The sequence below is a fragment of the Parasphingopyxis sp. genome (genome assembly GCF_028279465.1).
Lineage (GTDB): Bacteria > Pseudomonadota > Alphaproteobacteria > Sphingomonadales > Sphingomonadaceae > Parasphingopyxis.
On record NZ_JANQNS010000009.1, the window covers coordinates 26,080 to 43,488 of the forward strand.

11 protein-coding genes are annotated in these 17,409 nt (G+C 63.8%); 3 read left to right on the plus strand and 8 right to left on the minus strand.

The features are described 5' to 3' along the window. The first annotated feature begins 74 nt into the window (after positions 1-74). Entirely contained in the window at positions 75-1,247 is a 1,173-nt protein-coding gene (locus tag Q0974_RS06015; protein ID WP_299323803.1) for a saccharopine dehydrogenase NADP-binding domain-containing protein, read from the plus strand. A gap of 9 nt (positions 1,248-1,256) precedes the next feature. On the opposite strand, the gene Q0974_RS06020 is transcribed toward Q0974_RS06015, so the two are convergent. Together Q0974_RS06020 and Q0974_RS06025 are read right to left on the minus strand one after the other, a co-directional pair. Beyond that, a complete protein-coding gene (locus Q0974_RS06020; RefSeq protein WP_299323805.1) occupies positions 1,257-2,351 on the minus strand; it encodes a CaiB/BaiF CoA-transferase family protein in 1,095 nt (364 codons plus the stop codon). A gap of 31 nt (positions 2,352-2,382) precedes the next feature. Then, positions 2,383-3,612, minus strand: a complete 1,230-nt coding sequence (locus tag Q0974_RS06025; protein WP_299323808.1) for an FAD-dependent oxidoreductase — start codon at positions 3,610-3,612, stop codon at positions 2,383-2,385. Positions 3,613-3,745: 133 nt separating this feature from the next. Between Q0974_RS06025 and Q0974_RS06030 the strand changes: the two genes are divergently transcribed. Further along, entirely contained in the window at positions 3,746-4,888 is a 1,143-nt protein-coding gene (locus Q0974_RS06030; protein WP_299323810.1) for a nitronate monooxygenase family protein, read from the plus strand. On the opposite strand, the gene Q0974_RS06035 is transcribed toward Q0974_RS06030, so the two are convergent. The 4 genes from Q0974_RS06035 to Q0974_RS06050 are packed head-to-tail and all read right to left on the minus strand — an operon-like array spanning position 4,885 to position 12,696. Beyond that, a complete protein-coding gene (locus Q0974_RS06035; RefSeq protein ID WP_299323812.1) occupies positions 4,885-6,537 on the minus strand; it encodes a sulfatase in 1,653 nt (550 codons plus the stop codon). The two genes, Q0974_RS06030 and Q0974_RS06035, sit on opposite strands and share 4 nt — an antisense overlap. A gap of 52 nt (positions 6,538-6,589) precedes the next feature. Further along, a complete protein-coding gene (locus Q0974_RS06040; protein ID WP_299323813.1) occupies positions 6,590-9,820 on the minus strand; it encodes an efflux RND transporter permease subunit in 3,231 nt (1,076 codons plus the stop codon). Beyond that, entirely contained in the window at positions 9,817-11,172 is a 1,356-nt protein-coding gene (locus tag Q0974_RS06045; RefSeq protein WP_299323816.1) for an efflux RND transporter periplasmic adaptor subunit, read from the minus strand. The genes Q0974_RS06040 and Q0974_RS06045 overlap by 4 nt, the downstream gene beginning before the upstream one ends. Positions 11,173-11,205: 33 nt before the next feature. Further along, positions 11,206-12,696: an efflux transporter outer membrane subunit gene (locus Q0974_RS06050; RefSeq protein ID WP_299323818.1), complete on the minus strand. Its 1,491-nt coding sequence runs from the start codon at positions 12,694-12,696 to the stop codon at positions 11,206-11,208. An 80-nt stretch (positions 12,697-12,776) separates the two neighbouring features. Here Q0974_RS06050 and Q0974_RS06055 point away from each other — a divergent pair, with 80 nt between their 5' ends. Next, positions 12,777-13,460, plus strand: coding sequence for a TetR/AcrR family transcriptional regulator (locus tag Q0974_RS06055; RefSeq protein WP_299323821.1), 684 nt, complete (start codon positions 12,777-12,779; stop codon positions 13,458-13,460). Between the two features lie 6 nt (positions 13,461-13,466). Here the strand turns inward: Q0974_RS06055 and Q0974_RS06060 are convergent, their stop codons facing one another. Together Q0974_RS06060 and Q0974_RS06065 are read right to left on the minus strand one after the other, a co-directional pair. Then, entirely contained in the window at positions 13,467-15,353 is a 1,887-nt protein-coding gene (locus tag Q0974_RS06060) for a hydantoinase B/oxoprolinase family protein (protein ID WP_299323823.1), read from the minus strand. Beyond that, positions 15,353-17,407, minus strand: coding sequence for a hydantoinase/oxoprolinase family protein (locus tag Q0974_RS06065; RefSeq protein ID WP_299323825.1), 2,055 nt, complete (start codon positions 17,405-17,407; stop codon positions 15,353-15,355). The genes Q0974_RS06060 and Q0974_RS06065 overlap by 1 nt, the downstream gene beginning before the upstream one ends. Positions 17,408-17,409: the final 2 nt, after the last annotated feature.

Genomic DNA, 17,409 nt, shown 5'->3' on the forward strand with positions numbered 1-17,409 from the left:
AGGGACTTAAGCCAGTCCCATTCTGATCATCCGCCGGCGGTTAGTCCGAAGCCGGCCCATTATGGAGAATTACCATGTCCGAGACCCGCGAGTTCGATGTCATCATGTATGGCGCGACCGGCTATACGGGCCGTCTCGTCGCCGAATATCTGTCGCAAAATTATGCCGGGGACGTGCGCTGGGCGATGGCCGGGCGCAGCGCCGAAAAACTCGCCGCCGTGCGCGACGAAATCGGCGCGCCCGCCGATACGCCGCTCGTCGTGGCCGATGCGGACGATCCGCAGTCGATTGCCGATATGGTCGCCCGTGCCAAATGCGTCGCGACGACCGTCGGCCCCTATCAGCTATATGGCGAACCGCTGGTTGCCGCCTGCGCCGAGGCTGGCACCGACTATGTCGATCTGTGCGGCGAACCCGCCTGGATGCGCCAGATGATCGATACGTACGAAGCGAAGGCCAAGGAGAGCGGCGCGCGCATCGTCTTCTCCTGCGGCTTCGACTCCATTCCTTTCGATCTCGGCATCTGGTTCGTCCAGCAGGCGGCGAAAGAGGAAGATGGTGTGCCGTCAAACCGCGTCCGGGGCCGGGTGCGGGGCATGCAGGGCACTTTTTCCGGCGGTACGGCTGCCAGCCTGAAAGCAACGATGGCGGCCGCCGCCAAAGACCCGAAAGTCGTCCAATTGCTGCTCAACCCCTTCTCGCTAACCCCGGGCTTTACGGGCGCGGATCAGCCGCCCGGCAATGCGGTCGATTATGAGGCCGATATCGATAGCTGGGTCGCGCCGTTCATCATGGCCGCGATCAACACGCGCAACGTGCACCGCAGCAATTTCCTGCTCGGCCATCCCTATGGCGAGGATTTCGTCTATGACGAGATGGTGCTGACCGGGCCGGGCGACGCCGGCGAAGCGGCGGCCAAGGCGGTCGCCAGCGACAATTCGCTGGCCAGCGAAGACGGCCCCAAGCCCGGCGAAGGCCCGAGCAAGGAAGAGCGCGAAGCCGGCTTTTACGACGTGCTTTTCATCGCCGAAGGCGGCGACGGCAAGACGGTGACGGCCGGCGTGACCGGCGACAAGGACCCGGGCTATGGCTCGACATCGAAGATGATCGCCGAAAGCGCGATTTGCCTCGTCCGCGACGTGCCGGATGCGCCCGGCGGCATCTTCACGCCGGCCGCTATTATGGCGGAACCGCTGATCGAGCGGCTCGAAGCCAATGCCGGGCTGACCTTCAAGCGCGAAAGCTGATCGGTTTTCTCAGGCCCAGCGGGCGAGCACGTCCTCGACCGGCACCGTTCCGCTGGCCGCGCCGATCTCCGCCGGAGTCTCGGAAAAGCGTGGCGCGGGCATGGGCTGCATGATGCCATTGCGCTCAGCAAAGGTTTCGCGTGCGACATTGTGCGGGTGGGACGGCGCCTCGGCGATCGACAGGACCGGCGCGACACAGGCGTCGCTGCCTTCGAAATGCACGGCCCATTCGTCGCGCGTGCGGCTCGCGAACTTCGCGGCGAAAGCTTCAGTCATTTTCGGCCAGCCGGCCTTGTCACCCTGCGGAAATTCGTCCGGATCGAGTTCGAGTTTGGCGAGCAGTTCGGCGTAGAATTGCGGTTCGATTGCGCCGACCGCCATGTAGCTGCCGTCGGATGTCTCGTAGCAGCGATACCAGGGCGTGCCGCCGTCGAGCAGATTGGCGTGGCGCTCGGCCGTCCACATGCCGCCGGCATGGAAGGCGTAGAACATGCTCATCAGCACCGCTGCGCCGTCCGTCATCGCGGCATCGACGACCTGTCCCTTGCCGGTTTCGCGCGCCGAGAGAATGGCCGCGAGCACGCCCGTGACGAGGAACATGGTGCCGCCGCCATAATCGCCGATCAGGTTGAGCGGTGGCGGCGGCGGTGCGTCCTTTGGGCCGATTGATCCAAGCGCGCCCGTGATCGCAATATAGCCGATGTCATGGCCGGCGCTCTGGGCGAGCGGCCCATCCTGCCCCCAGCCGGTCATCCGGCCATAGACGAGTTTCGGATTGCGCGCGTGACAGTCTGCGGGCCCCAAGCCCAGCCGCTCCATAACGCCCGGGCGCTGGCCTTCGAGTACGGCATCGGCATGGGCAGTTAACGCCATCGCCTGGTCGCGCTGGGCATTGTCCTTGAGGTTGAGTTCGGCCGTCTGCCGCCCGCGGTTTAGCACGACATTGCCCGGCATATTCGCCATCGCGCCGCTGCCCGGCCGGCCGATACGGACGATATCGGCACCCAGATCGGCGAGGATCATGCCGGCGAGCGGCACCGGGCCGATCGCGTCGAATTCAACGATTCTGCATCCGGCCAAAGGCCCGGTTTTGCTCGTGCTCACTGCGATGCTCCTTTTCGATATTGTGGTGACGTCAATCGGCCAGTTCTTTCAGCGGGATCGCCGGGTCGGCGAGCTGGGACGGATCGGGTGTGCAATGCCCGAGGATCAGCTTGCGGCCCTGCACATAATCCTTGGTCGCGTTGACGCAGTCGAGCGCGATCACGCGGCCGTCTTTTAGGTAGACGACCGAGAAGCTGCGCGCCGCGGGATTGCCCCTCAGCACAGTTGCGTCATGACCTGCCGACAGGCCGACAGTTTGCAGCTTCAGGTCATACTGATTCGACCAGAACCAGGGGATTGCGTCATATTCCACCGGCAGCCCCATGATTGTCTTGGCCGCGACGGTCGCCTGGTCGTTGGCGTTCTGCACCGACTCCAGCCGGATCGTTTCGCCATCGGCAAAGCGGTTCGCATGGGCCGCGCAGTCGCCGATCGCGAAGATGTCGGGCAGGCTCGTCCGGCATTGTGCATCGACGAGCACGCCATTGTCGCATCGCGCGCCGGCATTCACTAACGCTTCGACAGCCGGGACGATACCGATGCCGATAATCGCCAGATCGGCCGGCACGACCGCGCCATCGGACAGTTCGACGCCTGTGATGTGGTCAGCTTCGCCAGTAACCGCGGTCACCATCGCCCCGGTGCGCAAGTCGACGCCATGGGCCCGATGATCCGCCTCGAAAAATTCCGAGAGTTCCGCGCCCGCCACCCGGGCCAATACACGGTCGAGCGCCTCCAGCAGCACGACCTTTTTGCCGAGCTTGGTGAGCACGGCGGCCGCTTCCAGCCCGATATAGCCACCACCTACAATGGCGACCCGTTTGACGCTATCGAGCTTCGCCATCATCGCATCGACATCCGCGCGCGATCGCACAGCATGGACGCCCTCCAGATCATGGCCGGGACAGGTCAGCATGCGCGGCGTTCCGCCCGCCGCCCATATGAGCGTGCCATATTCGAGCGTCTCGCCGTCCGCGAATGTCAGCGCATGCGCTTCCGGGTCGATCGCGTCGACATGGCGGCCCAGCATCATCGTGACGTCGCGTTCGGCCCAGAATTTCTCTGGCCGGATCATGATCCGTTCGAAGGGCTTGTCGCCGGCGAAATATTCTTTGGACAGCGGCGGGCGCTCATAGGGGAATTCGGGTTCGTCGCCGATCAGCGCGATGCTGCCCTCGAATTTTTGCTGGCGCAGCATGATCGCGGCCTGCGCACCGCCATGCCCCGCCCCGACTATGGCGATATCGGCCCTGTTGCTCATCGTTTCAGCCTAGCCGAGTCCGGTGCGGTTTCAACCGGGGAAATAGCTACCCGCAGCTGCTCGTCAGCCGAAAAGCAATCGACTTGCACGGCCCTTATGCTCCGATATGGTGGCCGGCACAGGAGATGATTGAATGATGAATTCGCCGATCTGTTCGATGCTCAATATCGAATTTCCGTTGCTCGCCTTTTCCCATTGTCGGGACGTCGTGGCTGCCGTGTCGAAAGCAGGCGGTATGGGCGTGTTCGGCGCGGTGGGCCTTGGCCCCGACCGGCTGCGCGAGGAGCTCGATTGGATCGACACGCACGTCGACGGTAAGCCCTATGGCCTCGATCTGATCGTGCCGAACAAATATGAAGGTAAGGGCCGGAAAGTCGATCCGGGCAAGATCGCGGCGTCCATCCCCGATACGCATACCGAGTTCGTCAACGATATCCTCGCCGATCACGATATCGACAGCGAGGGCGTTGTCGAATCGCGCGGTATATCGAGCAATTTCGCGCGCAATCTCAGCGAGGATGGCGCAAGCACGAGCCTCGAGGTCGGTTTCGAATATCCGATCAAGCTCGTCGCCAATGCGCTCGGCGTGCCGCCCCAGGTGATGCTCGATATGGGCAAACAGCATGGCGTGCCGGTGGCGGCGCTGGTTGGCGCGAAGGAACATGCCGTGGCGCAGGTGAATGCGGGCGTCGACATTCTGGTTGTCGCGGGCGGCGAGGCCGGCGGGCATTGCGGCGATGTGTCGACGATGGTGCTGATCCCCGAAGTGGCGCGGGCAGTCCGCGAGATGGGCGCAGATACGCCGATCCTTGCCGCCGGTGGTATCACGACCGGCGAGCAGATGGCGGCAGCCATGGCGATGGGCGCAGCCGGGGCCTGGTGCGGATCGGTCTGGCTGACGACGGCCGAAGCGGAAACCAATCCGGTGGTGAAAGAAAAGATGCTGGCGGCGAGTTCACGCGATACGGTGCGCTCGCGCTCGCGGACCGGCAAGCCGTCGCGCCAGCTGCGGTCGCCCTGGACCGACGCCTGGGAAGCCGAAGACGCGCCCAAGCCGCTGCCTATGCCGATGCAGTCGATGGTGTCCGAACCCGCGCTCAAGAAAATCGACAAGCTCAGCCAGGGCGGCCATGAGGGCGCGAAAGACCTCGCGACCTATTGGGTCGGGCAGGGCGTCGGCCTGATGAACCAGCCGCTCACCTCCGGACAGGTCGTCCAGCAGTTCAAGGAAGAATTTGTGGAAGCCTATGAGCGGCTTTCCAACAGCCTCGGTTAGTTCGGCCAGTAGATCACTTCATCGCCCGTTTCGGCGCGCTCGGCCAATGTCCGGTCGACGGCAATCGGTCCTTCGATCGTATAGGGATAGAGCGCGTCGCGCCCGCCATCCCGATGCCGATCGAGCAGGGCGCGCATCCGCGCAACGCGTTCGGGGTGGCGGTCCGCGAGATTGGTCTGTTCGGTCGGATCGTCGGCGAGATTGTAGAGCCATATCCGGTCTGGCCGTTCGCTGACCTGCAGTTTCCAGTCGCCCTGCCGCACGACGCGATAATAGCCGCTTTGCCAGTAAAGCGCCTCGTTCGGTCGGCCCGGCAAGCCGTCAGCCGCCAGAAGATCGATGCCGTCAATCTCGACGCCCTCGGGTAACGCCGCGCCCGCCGCCGCGGCTAGTGTCGGCATCAGATCGATATGGGCGGCCGGCATCTGGCTGCGCGAACCGGCTGCGATCCGGTCCGGCCAGCGGATGAAGAGCGGCACGCGAATGCCGCCTTCGAAAAAGGTCAGTTTCCAGCCGCGATAGGGTGCGTTGATATCGGGCAGGCCGACATAGCCCGCGCCGCCATTGTCGCTCGAAAAGACAACAATCGTATTGTCGGCAAGACCTTGGGCTTCCAGCTCGTCCATGATCGCACCAACGCTCCGGTCGAGCGCGCGGACCATCGCGGCATAGGTGCGCAGCCGATGCGGCTCGATATCGCCGACGGCTTCGTAATCCGCCCGCGTTGCCTGGAGCGGCGTGTGCACACCCCAATGCGCGAGATAGAGGAAGAAGGGGCGGTTGCGATTGTTCTGGATGACCCGAATCGCTTCCTCGGTCCACCAATCCGTCAGATAGCCGCCGGGTTCGAACCATTCCGACCCGTTGAAAGACGCGGCGAACTGCATCCGCGCCCAGAGGAACTGGTCGATCGGATCGAAATCGAGCCGGGCGTTGACGACGTCCGGATGATCCTCGGGAAGAAACAGTCCGCTCGCCATTAGCAGGCTTTCGTCGAAGCCCTGGGCGTTGGGTTCGAATTCGGGGCCGCGTCCCAGATGCCATTTGCCGATATGCACGGTGTGATAGCCAGCATCTTCAAGTACCTCGGCGATTGTCACTTCGGATTGCGGCAGGCCCTGCTCGGCATAGGGCGGGGCGCTCTCCGCGCGGGTCTGATTCCATTCGATGGGTGGCAGACCGGACCGGTCAGTATCATCCAAAAGGCTGACCATCCGGCCCATTCCGTCCGGGGTCGGCGTAAACTCGAAGCCCGTGCGCGTCGGATAGCGGCCCGTCATCAGCATCGCGCGGCTCGGTGCGCAGCTTGCCGTGCCCGCATAGGCCTGTTCGAAGATCATGCCCTCGGCTGCTAGCCGATCGATATTGGGGGTGGGCACGCGCCCGCCCGCCACACCGCCGCCGAATGTCGAGATATCGTTGATGCCGAGATCGTCGGCGAGAATGAAGACGATATTGGGCGGGCGGTCTGCGGGCGGTGCTTCGGCCTCTTCGGGCCCGGCTTCCCAGGGGATCGGCCGGTTCTCCGCGACCTCAACCTTGCCAGTGTTGGCCACGATGAACAGCGCGATGGCTTGCCGGTTGTACCAGGTGATACCGCCGCCGATGACCGCAACCGCCACTATGCCGATCAGGATTTTCTTGATCATGCCGCCGTCCCCTGCGCTGCCGCCCAGCATGACATGGATCGCAGGCGCAAGACTAGCCCGCTGCCGGTTGCGGCTCCGGATCGTCTCCCTTCGAAAAAGCCCGCTTGATCCGCGCGGTGGCGCGATGCTGCAGGATTGCGAGTGCGGGAATCAGCAGCATCAGCAGGATCGTGCCGAACAGGATGCCGAAGCCGAGACTCGCCGACATCGGGATCAGGAACTGCGCCTGCAGGCTGGTCTCGAAGGTGATCGGCGCGACGCCCAGAAATGTGGTGACCGAGGTCAATACGATCGGTCGGAAACGGGACTTTGCCGCGCTGATGATCGCCGTCTTGATCTCATCGCCTTCCTCCAGCCGCTCGTTGATAAAGTCGATAAGGATCAGCGAGCCGTTCACGATCACGCCCGACAGGCCGATCAAGCCGAACATGCTCAATATGCCGACCGACAGTCCGAGGATCAGATGGCCGATCAGTGCTCCGATGATGCCGAACGGGATGGCGGCGATGATGATCAGCGGCTGGACATAGGATTTGAAGGGGACCGCGAGCAGAATATAAATCAGCAGCAGCGCGACCAGAAACGCCGCGCCGAGATCGCCGAAACTGTCTTCCTGCTCGGCCTGCTCGCCGCCGAAATCGAATAACAGCTGCGGATGATCGCGCTGCGCTTCGGGCAGCACCTCTTCGGTAAGCTGTCGGGTGATCTCCTGCCCCGTAACGACGGTCGTATCAACATTGGCGCTGACGGTGACGACGCGCCGCCCGTCCTGGCGGCGGATAACGGACGGCGATTCCCCGAACGATACCTCGGCAATTTCGCTCAGCGCTACTTCGCCGCCGGGGACGCGAACACGGAAGCCCTCGACATCGACGATCGAGTTGCGCTCGGTTTCCGGCAGACGCACATAGACGCGGACATCCTCGCGGCCGCGCTGGACGCGCACGGCTTCGTCGCCAAAAAAGGCCGCGCGCACCTGCCCGGCGACATCCTGTAGCGTAACGCCGAGCGTCCGGGCAGCCGGTTTCAACCGCAGCTGGATTTCCTGCAGGCCTGCATCCTGATCGGTCTCGATATCGAAAACGCCCTCGAAACGCCCGAGATCGCGCATCAAATCCTCGGATATCCGGGTCAGCGTGGCAGGATCGGGATGCGACAGTTCGACGCTCACGGGGGAACCGGCGGAAAACAGATCGGATGCGAATACAAGCGACCGCGCTTCCGGGATTGGGCCCACGGCATCGCGCCAGGCATCTTCGAAAACCGCGGCGGACACATCGCGCTCGTCACCGGGCAGCAGGGCGAACTGTACCGCGGCCCGATTCGCTCCGGTGGCGGTGTTGCCGCCTTCGGGTCCGCCGCCACCCGCTGTCTGTCCGATCGTCGTGTAGATTCCGCGCACCAGATCGGGCGCGTCATCGTCGCGGCCGCTTTCGATCTCGGCCAGGGCTTCACGGCCGCGTTCTTCGATGTACCGTGCGATCTCCTCCGTGCGCTCGACGGGCGTCCCAGCCGGCATTTCGAGAGTCGCCCGAACGATATCGCCTTCGACATTCGGGAAGAATTCGACCTTCAGTATCCCGGCAGGGACGAGCGACATGAACAGGATGACGAGCGCGATTGCGCCGGCGAGGATGATGCTCGGCGCGTTGACGGCGAAGTTCAGGGCCTTGTCGAGCGGGCCGTCGACGAAACGCTGGAACCGCTCGTCCACGCCTTTTTGCAGGCGGTCGAAGAACAGCATGACCCGCGACTTCGATTGATAACCGGGCGGCGGCAAATGGCTCAGGTGATTGGGGAGGACGAGCAGGCTCTCAACCAGCGACAGCGCCAGAACCGTGACGATCACGAGCGGGATGTCGAACAGCAATTTGCCGAACACACCGCCAATGGCGAAGAGCGGGGAAAAGGCCGCAGCGGTCGTCAGCACGGCGAAGATCACGGGCATGGTTACGCGCCGCGCGCCGATGATCGAGGCGGAGAGGCCGCGCCGCCCGCGTTCGCGCTCGGCATAGATATTCTCGCCGACGACGATCGCATCGTCGACCACCAGACCGAGCGCCAGAATGAAGCCGAACAGCGAGAACATGTTGATGCTCGATCCGACCATATCGAGCACGGCGATTGCGCCGACAAAGGTGATGGCGATGCCGAAGGCGACCCATAGCGCCAGGCGGATATTGAGAAACAGTGTGAGAGCGGCGAGCACGAGCGCGAGGCCGATCGCGGCATTCTTGACGAGCAGGCTCAGCCGGTCCTCGAAAATTTCCGAATCGTCCTCCCAGATCGCATAGTTGATATTTTCCGGCAGGGTCGGCGCGAACTCTTCGGCGAGATAGGTCTCGACCTGTTCGGCGATATCCAGCACACGCTCGTCGCTCGTCCGGAATACTTCGACAAAGGCGACGGGCGTACCGTTGTAAAAGGCGCTGAGATCATTGTCCTCGAACGCATCGACAACGGTGGCGACATCGCCGAGCCGGACGGTCGTGCCGTCCGCGCGACTGATCAGCACGATCTCCTCGAAATCCGACTGGCCGTAATTCTGGCCGATGGTGCGGATGCGCACCTCTTCGGACGCCGTATCGATGGAGCCTGCCGGGCTATCGAGGCTGCTCGCGGCCACGGTGCGGGAGATGTCGGTCAGCGACAGGCCATAGGCGCGCAGCGTATCCTGCGACACTTCGATCGAGACCTCGTAGTCGCGCACGCTGCTGGTTTCGACATAGGAAACCTCGCTGAGCGCAGAGAGCTGGTCCTCGAGCTGATAGGCCTGCCGCTTGAGCGCGTTCTCGCTGACATCGCCGTAGAGCGCTATCTGGATGACGCTCTGGCGGGTAGTGAGTTCGCGAACGTCCGGTTCTTCGGCATCGGCCGGAAAGGTCTGAATCTGATCGACTTCGCTTTTGATATCGTCCAACGCACGGGCGACTTCGGTGCCGAGTTCCAGTTCGACCGATACGCTGCCCAGACCCTCTGACGCGGTCGAGCGGATTTCCTTAACGCCCTCGACGCTTTCGACAGCTTCCTCGATCTTCTGGACGACCGATTCTTCCACCTCTTCTGGCGTCGCACCCGGATAGACGACGCTGACCTGCACGGTATCAAGGCTGCTTTCGGGGAAGACCTCCTGAACGATGGTGCCGTAGGAAAGCAGTCCGGCGATCAGCAGGAAGGCAGCGAGCAGATTGGCCGCCACGCCGTTGCGGGCCATATAGCCGACCGCGCCGCCGCCCTTCGTATAGTCGACATCGGTCGAACCGGGAGGTTCGAAACGGCTCACTGGCTATCGTCCGCCTCGTCTTGCGCCTCATCTTCGGCATCGTCGGCCGTGCGCACCCGCATGCCGTCCGTCGCCACGCCGATATCGCCGACAATCACCTGCGGATCGCGGCCGAGCGCTTCGGCGCGCACAAAGACTTCGGTATCGGTGCGTTGCAGCACCTCGACGGAGACGATCCGCAGCTGCCCGTCGCGCGCCAGCCAGACCTCGTTGCCGGGCCGCAGCGCGCCGATGGGGATCGCCGCATAGCGGGAGAGGGCGAGGCCATCGATCGCCACCTGTACGAAGCTGCCGACGAGCAAAGGCGGGCCCGTGGCCGCGCCGCTATCCTCAGCGCCCGCTTCGCCATCCGGCTGCTCCGCGGCAAGCCGGCCGCGCTGCATCGGATTGGGTACGCGCAGGAAGATATCGATCGTCCGCGTCTCCGGATTCAACACCGGATCGGCGCGGTCGACATAGGCCTGCCAGCGATAGCGGCGGCCGCCATATTCGGAATAGACGGATGCCTCGATCCGCTCGCCGCCGCTCTGCCATAGTCCGGGAATCAGTGCGGCCTCGCGCTGGGTCAGCGGAACGACGACGTCGAAGGTTCCGGACGCGACGATCTCGGCCAGCGATTGTCCGGGCGAAACATAGCTGCCGCGCGCGGCATTTTCCGAGCGGACAAGGCCCGAAAATGGCGCCCGCACAACCGTGCGGCCGAGCGCCAGTTGCGCATCGCCAAGTTGGGCGCGGGCGCGCTGCAAGGCGGCTTGAGCGGCTTGGAGTTGTGGCAACCGTAGGGTCAGGCTGCTGGGCGCGTCGTCTTGCGGCGGTTCGGTGTTCGCGCTTTGCGTCGCTGCGGCTAGCCATTCGGGGGGCAATATCTGCGCGGCGAAGTCGTCGGCATCGACCCCGGCGAAGGGATCGGCGGCCCGGCGGGCTTCGCGATCCTGGAACCGTTCATATTCGCGCCGGGCGAGGGCAGCTTCTTCTTCCGCCTCCATCACCGCGACGCCTTGCTGCGCGACATCGGCCCGGGCGGTGGCGACCTGGTTGCGATAATCGGTCGGATCGATCCGGAACAGCACTTCTCCGCGCCGTACCGCCCGGCCCTCGATCAGGTTCGGACTGACATAGACGAGTTTGCCCGGGATTTCGGCGGCCAGCACCAGTTCTTCGCGGGCGCGCACCGTGCCAGCGCCTTCCACGGTCAGCCGCCCGCTACGGATTTCGGCAGGGACTGTCTGCACGAGCGGCGCGCGCTGATCGGGTGGGCGCTCGTCGGGCGAGGGGCGCACGAGGATCAGCAGCGCGGCGATCAGAATCGCACCGCCGATGATCGCTAAAGCTATCAGCCGGTTGCGGGTCACGTGCGGGCCTCCAATTTCTTAGGATCTGTCCGGCTAACCATCGGTATCTCGCTCTGTCCTGCGCTCGACCAGTGGGACCTCTGGCACGCTATCCTCCTCGGTCCAGCCGCCCCCGATGCCGCGATGTACGGCGAGCCGCGCCAGCGCGACGTCCCGCCCGGCGGCCGAGAGTGACGAACGGACTTGATAGAGGTTACGCAGCGCGTCGAGATAATCGGTGAAGGCGGAGACGCCGCTTTGATATCGCTCCGCCTGCAGATTGGCCGAGGCATCGGCTTCCTGCAGCTGGGCGAAGAGCAGCTCGTAGCGCTGCCGTTGCTCCTCATAATCTTCGAGTGCCGCCGCGACTTCGCGATAGGCGTTGAGCACGGTTCGGGCATAGCTGGCGGTTTGCTGCGCATAACGCGCTTCGGCGACATCGATATTGGCGCGGATACGGCCGCCCTGGAACAGGGGAGCAGTGAGGCTGGCGCCGAGGTTCAGCACCCAATTGTCGAGAATATCGAACGCACCCGAAACATCACCGCCCTGCGTACCGAGCGTGCCGGACAGAGACAGCGAAGGGAACATCTCGGCCCGGCGCGCGCCCACCCGGAAGCGTGCGGCTTCGAAACGCTGGGCGGCGGCCGCGACATCGGGCCGCTGGACCAGCAAATCCGCGGGCAAGCCGGTCGGGATATCGGCGAATACGAGCTGGGGGGCGAGCGTATCGCCCATTTCCGCGCGCAGCGATCCGGCATGGCGGGCGAGCAGCACAGCCAAACGCCCCTCGGCATTGGCGAGCTGACTTTCGCGCTGCGGCAGCGCGGCCTGTGTGTTCCGATAGTCCTGGCGGATCTGGTAGAGTTCGAAGGAGGAGGCGAGGCCGCGATCATAGCGCCGCTGCGTGTTCTCCGTCCGATCGCGGAGGATATCGATCGTCGCGACCGACAGAGCGATCTGCGCGCGCAGGTCGACAATCTCGAAATAGGTCGAAATCGTATCGGCAAGCGCGCCGAGACGGGCCGTACGCAGATCGGCTTCGGCCGCGATCAGATCGGCGCGCGCGGCCCGCGCATCGTTGCGGGCCCGGCCCCAGAAATCGAGTTCATAGGCAAAGTTGAGCCCGGTCGTATAACTCTCATTCGTCAACCGCGTCGGGGCGGCGCCACCGCCGATGGCGCCGAAATTCGTGCCGTCCAGCGGAGAGTCCGAATAGTTGGCGCCGGCAGACGCATTAAGGGTTGGCAGCCGGTCCGCGCCGGCGATCCGTGCCTGGGCCCTGGCTTCTTCGACCCGGGCGGCGGCTTCGGCGATATCGAGATTGGCGAGCAACGCTTCGTCGACAAGCCGATTAAGCGTCGGATCGTCAAAATCATGCCACCAGTTGAGCGATGCCGCTGCGGCGGACGCCGTGCCCTCGCCATAATCGGCGGGAAGCTCAGCGACCGGAGCCGGCAGGCGTTCGGGCGGCGAAAAGTCGGCACAACCGGCCAGCGATCCGGTGAGCGTCCCAAGAATGAAGATACGCGAACACGCTTTCACAGCCGGTTGCCTATGCCGCTATTGAAACTCAATGCCGCCCTGTGCCATATCCGATTTTGAACGGCAACGTTTAAAAACGCATGCGTTCACAAAACGGGGCCGCGTACAGGGGAAAATCGATCGGCGACATATCCAGCCCTGCGTCCGAAACAGCGATGCGGCCATCGTCGCTGCGCAAGATCGATGCCATCCTAAAGGCCGCGAAACAGGAGTTTTTCGCCCATGGCCTCGGCGACACCTCGATCGAGGCGATCGCGCGGCGGGCCGACGTCTCCAAGGTCACGATTTACAATCAGTTCGGCAGCAAGGACGCCTTGTTTTTCAAGGTGATCGACGCGGAATGTCAGCGGATGCGCGGGGTCATCATGGCAAAGCTGGCCGAGGATGCGTCGTTGCGTGAGACGCTGTGCGCGTTCGGCGAAGTGATGTTGGCGATGATGACGAATCCCGAGACCGTGCGGTTCGAGCGGATTCTGGCAGCCGAGGCCGGCCGCGACCCCGAGATCGGGGAACGGTTCCTAGCGTCGGGCCCGCGTGTCATGCGCGGCACGCTGGCCGACATCCTTGCGGACGCGGCGAAACGCGGCGAGCTAGAGCTGGACGACCCCGATGTCGCTGCCGAGCAGCTCGGAGCGATGATCAAGGGCTTTCTCGCCGTCGAACTGCGTTTCGGCCAATCGCCGGATGTTTCGCCAGAGGCGCGGTCGGCGCGTATCGCGCGCGCCGTCGATACCTTTTTTCGCGCCTATGCGACGCGCGGCTAACGCCGCTTATTCGGCGGCTTCGGCCATAACATGTTGATGCCAGACCGGCTGCTTGGGCGCCGGCAGGCCGGTCTCTTCCTCGCAGCGTTCGCGTAGTGTTTCGATGTCAGGGCCCGTATTGAACGGGCTGTCGCTCTCGCTCCGTGCCGCGCGCATCTCTTCGCGTAAGGTTTCCGTCGCGGCGGCATCGACCGCGCCCTTGTCGTCGGCGACCACGCCATAATCGCGCGCGCCCTCCGGCGTCACGAGGCCCTGGCGGATTTCGAGGCCGACCAGTTCGGGATCGCGTCTCAGCGGATCGCCCCAGCCGCCGCCGCCCCAGGTGATGAAGTGCAAAAGGTCGCCTTCCCGGATTTCGATATCGTCCTGCTTGTTGCCGACGACCTCGGTCGTGCCGTCGGCGCGTTCGATGACCTTGCGCGCCCGGCTGCCTGGTTCGCCGCCATTGACGCCCCAGGGATAGGTGAACCAGCGATCGTCATGGATGGCGATGATGCCGGGTTCGAGGAAACGGTAGGTCATGTGAATGCCGTTGCCGCCGCGATTTTCGCCCGCGCCGCCGCTATCGGCCAGCGCCTCGTAACGCTCGATCCGCATCGGGAAATAGCGTTCGAGAAACTCGTTCGGAATGTTTGTAAAGCCCGGCCAGAGCGAATGGCCGTCGGGCCCATCGCCAAACGGTTTGCCCGGAATACCGCCGAAACCGATCTGGAACAGCTGGAACCACTCACCCTTCTTGTCGAAGCCCGAATACATGAGATGCGGGCTTGAGGAGAAGCCGGCAGCGCAAAGGAATTCCGGCGCGCGCTGGCCGAGCAGGCCGCCGAGAATATCGAAGATCCGCCCCAGTGCGTGAGTCCGCCCGGCGAGCGCCGCCGGATATTTGGGTTTGAGCAGAGAACCTTCGGGGATGCGCACTTCGACGAGATCGTAAAAGCCGTCGTTGAACAGGATCTGCGGGTCGAAGACCATGATCATGTAGATGCCGAAGAACATCTTGAACATATTTTCGTTCAGGAGGAAATTGATCGAGCTCGGCGCCTGCGGATCGGTGCCCTCGAAATCGAGGATGACCTTATCGCCTTCCCGCCACATGGTGCAGCTGATCTTGTACGGCCCGTTGCCGACGCCATCGTCGCAGAGATAGTCGGTGAAACTCACAGGCTCGACGCCGACCGACTGTTCGATCAGCGCCTTCATCGCGCGGTGATTGCGTTCGAGCAGCAGATCGGTCGCCGAGGCGAAGACATCCTCGCCGAACCGCGCGCACATTTCGTCGACACGCCGCGCCGCGACCCGGCACGAGGCAATCAGCGCGTTGAGATCGGCCGCGCACCAATCGGGTTTGCGGCTCTGGTGCAGCACGAGCTTGACCAGATCCTCATTATATTCGCCCTTGCGGTAAATCTTCACCGGCGGGATGCGCACGCCTTCTTCGTACACGCTGCGGCTGTCGATCGGGATAGACCCGGCGACCTTGCCGCCGATATCGGACTGGTGTCCGAACATTGCCGTCCAAGCGACGAGACGGCCCTCGCGGAATACCGGGAGCAGCACCAGCCAGTCATTGTTGTGGCTAACCGCCCCCTCGCAGCTATAGGGATCGGAGAGGAAGATCATGTCGCCCTCCTCGATCTCGCCGTTAAAGCCTTTCAGAAAGCCGTCGATAAAACTGCCGAACTGTCCGACGATCATCTTGCCCGAGCGATCGGCGATCAGCGGGAAGGCGTCGCCCTGTTCGCGGATGCCGGGCGACATGGCGGTGCGCACGAGCGTCGCGTCCATCTCGATCCGCGCATTGCGCAACGCATTCTCGATAATATCGAGCGTAACAGGATCGACATCGGCCGTTTCGAAGGGCGCGGCGTTGGTTTCGAGTATCTGTGCGGGCATTAGTCGCGCTCCTCGGCCGGAGTGATCAGAAGATTACCATGGTCGTCGACCCGGGCTTCGTGATCGAGATGAATCAGCGTGGTCGAATCCATTTCGATGACGATGGCGGGGCCCGGGATCACATCGCCGGCGTCGAGCTTGGCGCGGTCGTAAATGACTGCGGGCCGCATCTCGCCATCCATGTAAAGCTCATGATCGCGCAGCTTGGCCTGAGACGGATCGCCATCGCCCTTGCCGATGGTTTCGGCCGTTACGTTCGCGGCCTTGCCGAGCGCGACGGCGCGAATGTTCACCAGCTCATGCGGCAGCGACAGGTTGAAGGTGAACAGCCGCTCATGCTCGGCATCGAACTCGCCGGTCAGCGCGGCGATAGAGAAGTCGGCTGCGTCGAGCGATAGCGGGATTTCGAAGGCCTGGCCCGAATAGCGCAGATCGACCTCGTAGCGCAGCTCGACATCGCCGGGATCGACATCTTCGGCGACGAGTTCGTCTTTCACCTGCGCGCCGAGCTCGTCGAGCAGCGCCTTGAGTTCGGCATCGCTGGTATTCTTGGCAAGCGTATTGAAGCTGCGCTGCGTCTCCACGCGCTGCCGGGTCGTCGCATCGCCATAGGCACACAGCACACCGGGCGAGGGCGGAATGATGACCGGCCAGCTGTTCATGAGCTTGCCCATCGCATTGGCGTGAAGTGGCCCCGCGCCGCCAAAACCCATCAGCGCGAAGTCGCGCGGATCATAGCCTTGCTGAACCGAGACGAGCCGCAGCGCGCCGAACATGTTTTCGTTGACGATGTCGATTATACCTGCAGCCGCCTCCATCAGCCCGATACCGAGCGCATCGGCGATTGTCTGCACGGCGGCCTTGGCGCCTTCGCGATCCAGTTCGAAACTGCCGCCGAGCAGCGATTCCGGCAAATAGCCGAGCACGACATTCGCATCGGTCACGGTCGGCGCTTCGCCGCCCTTGCCATAGGCGACCGGCCCCGGCACGGCGCCCGCGCTTTCCGGGCCGACGCGCAGTGCGCCGGTCAGTTCAGGCACGAAGGCGATGGAGCCGCCGCCCGCGCCCACCGTTTTTACATCGATGGAAGAGGCCCGGACGTTGAGATCGCCGACCGAAGTTTCGCGCTGGAGACGGGCCTGACCGTTTTCGATCAGCGCGACATCCGTGGATGTGCCGCCCATGTCGAGCGTGAGAACATTTTCGATCCCGGCATTTTTGGCGACCCAGACCGCGCCGGCCACGCCGCCGGCCGGGCCGCTCATTAAGAGGTTCACCGGTGCCGCGCTGCTCTTCTCCGCCGACATCAGCCCGCCATCGGATCGCAACAGGCTGAGCTTCGCGTTCGAGCCCCAGGCATCGAGTTCGGTCTTCAGATTGCCGACATAGCGCGCGACGGTCGGCCGCACCGCGCTGTTCGCGACCGTCGTCAGCGCCCGCTCATATTCCTGCATCTCGGGCAGGATATCGGCCGATACGGACACCGGCAGATCGGGAAAGACCTCGGCGCAGATTTCCGCGACGCGGCGCTCATGCGCGTCGTTCACATAGCTGTTCATGAGGCAGATCGTCAGCGCTTCGATCTCTTCCTCGGCTTTCAGCGTTTCGAGCCGCTCACGCAGCGCCCCTTCATCGATCTGACGCACGACCGAACCGTCCGCGCCGATCCGTTCGGGCACTTCGATCGTACATTCGAGCGGCGCCATCGGCTGGGGCTTGGGCCATTGGATCCAGGCGGCAAGGCCGCCGGGGACGAGGCTGCGCGCGATTTGCAGGATGTGCCGATAGCCCTCGGTGACGACGAGGCCGACCCGCGCGATCTTGCCTTCGAGGACCGCATTGGTGGCGACCGTCGTGCCGTGCAGGAAGAGCGAAAGCGATGCCGGATCGATGCCTTCGCGTTCGCAGAGCGTCTTCGCGCCGGTCACCACGGCTTCGGACGGATCGTGCGGGGTCGAGGGGAGCTTGTCGCGGACCGTATGGCCGCTGTCCTCGTCGATGATCAGCAGATCCGTGAAGGTGCCGCCGACATCGCAGCCCAGACGGTAACTCATAT

Excerpts from the sequence above, each read along its gene's own strand:
- Q0974_RS06015 (WP_299323803.1), top strand. The coding sequence starts at position 75 with ATGTCCGAGACCCGCGAGTTCGATGTCATCATGTATGGCGCGACCGGC.
- Q0974_RS06025 (WP_299323808.1), bottom strand. The coding sequence starts at position 3,612 with ATGAGCAACAGGGCCGATATCGCCATAGTCGGGGCGGGGCATGGCGGT.
- Q0974_RS06030 (WP_299323810.1), top strand. The coding sequence starts at position 3,746 with ATGATGAATTCGCCGATCTGTTCGATGCTCAATATCGAATTTCCGTTG.
- Q0974_RS06035 (WP_299323812.1), bottom strand. The coding sequence starts at position 6,537 with ATGATCAAGAAAATCCTGATCGGCATAGTGGCGGTTGCGGTCATCGGC.
- Q0974_RS06055 (WP_299323821.1), top strand. The coding sequence starts at position 12,777 with ATGCGTTCACAAAACGGGGCCGCGTACAGGGGAAAATCGATCGGCGAC.
- Q0974_RS06060 (WP_299323823.1), bottom strand. The coding sequence starts at position 15,353 with ATGCCCGCACAGATACTCGAAACCAACGCCGCGCCCTTCGAAACGGCC.
- Q0974_RS06065 (WP_299323825.1), bottom strand. The coding sequence starts at position 17,407 with ATGAGTTACCGTCTGGGCTGCGATGTCGGCGGCACCTTCACGGATCTG.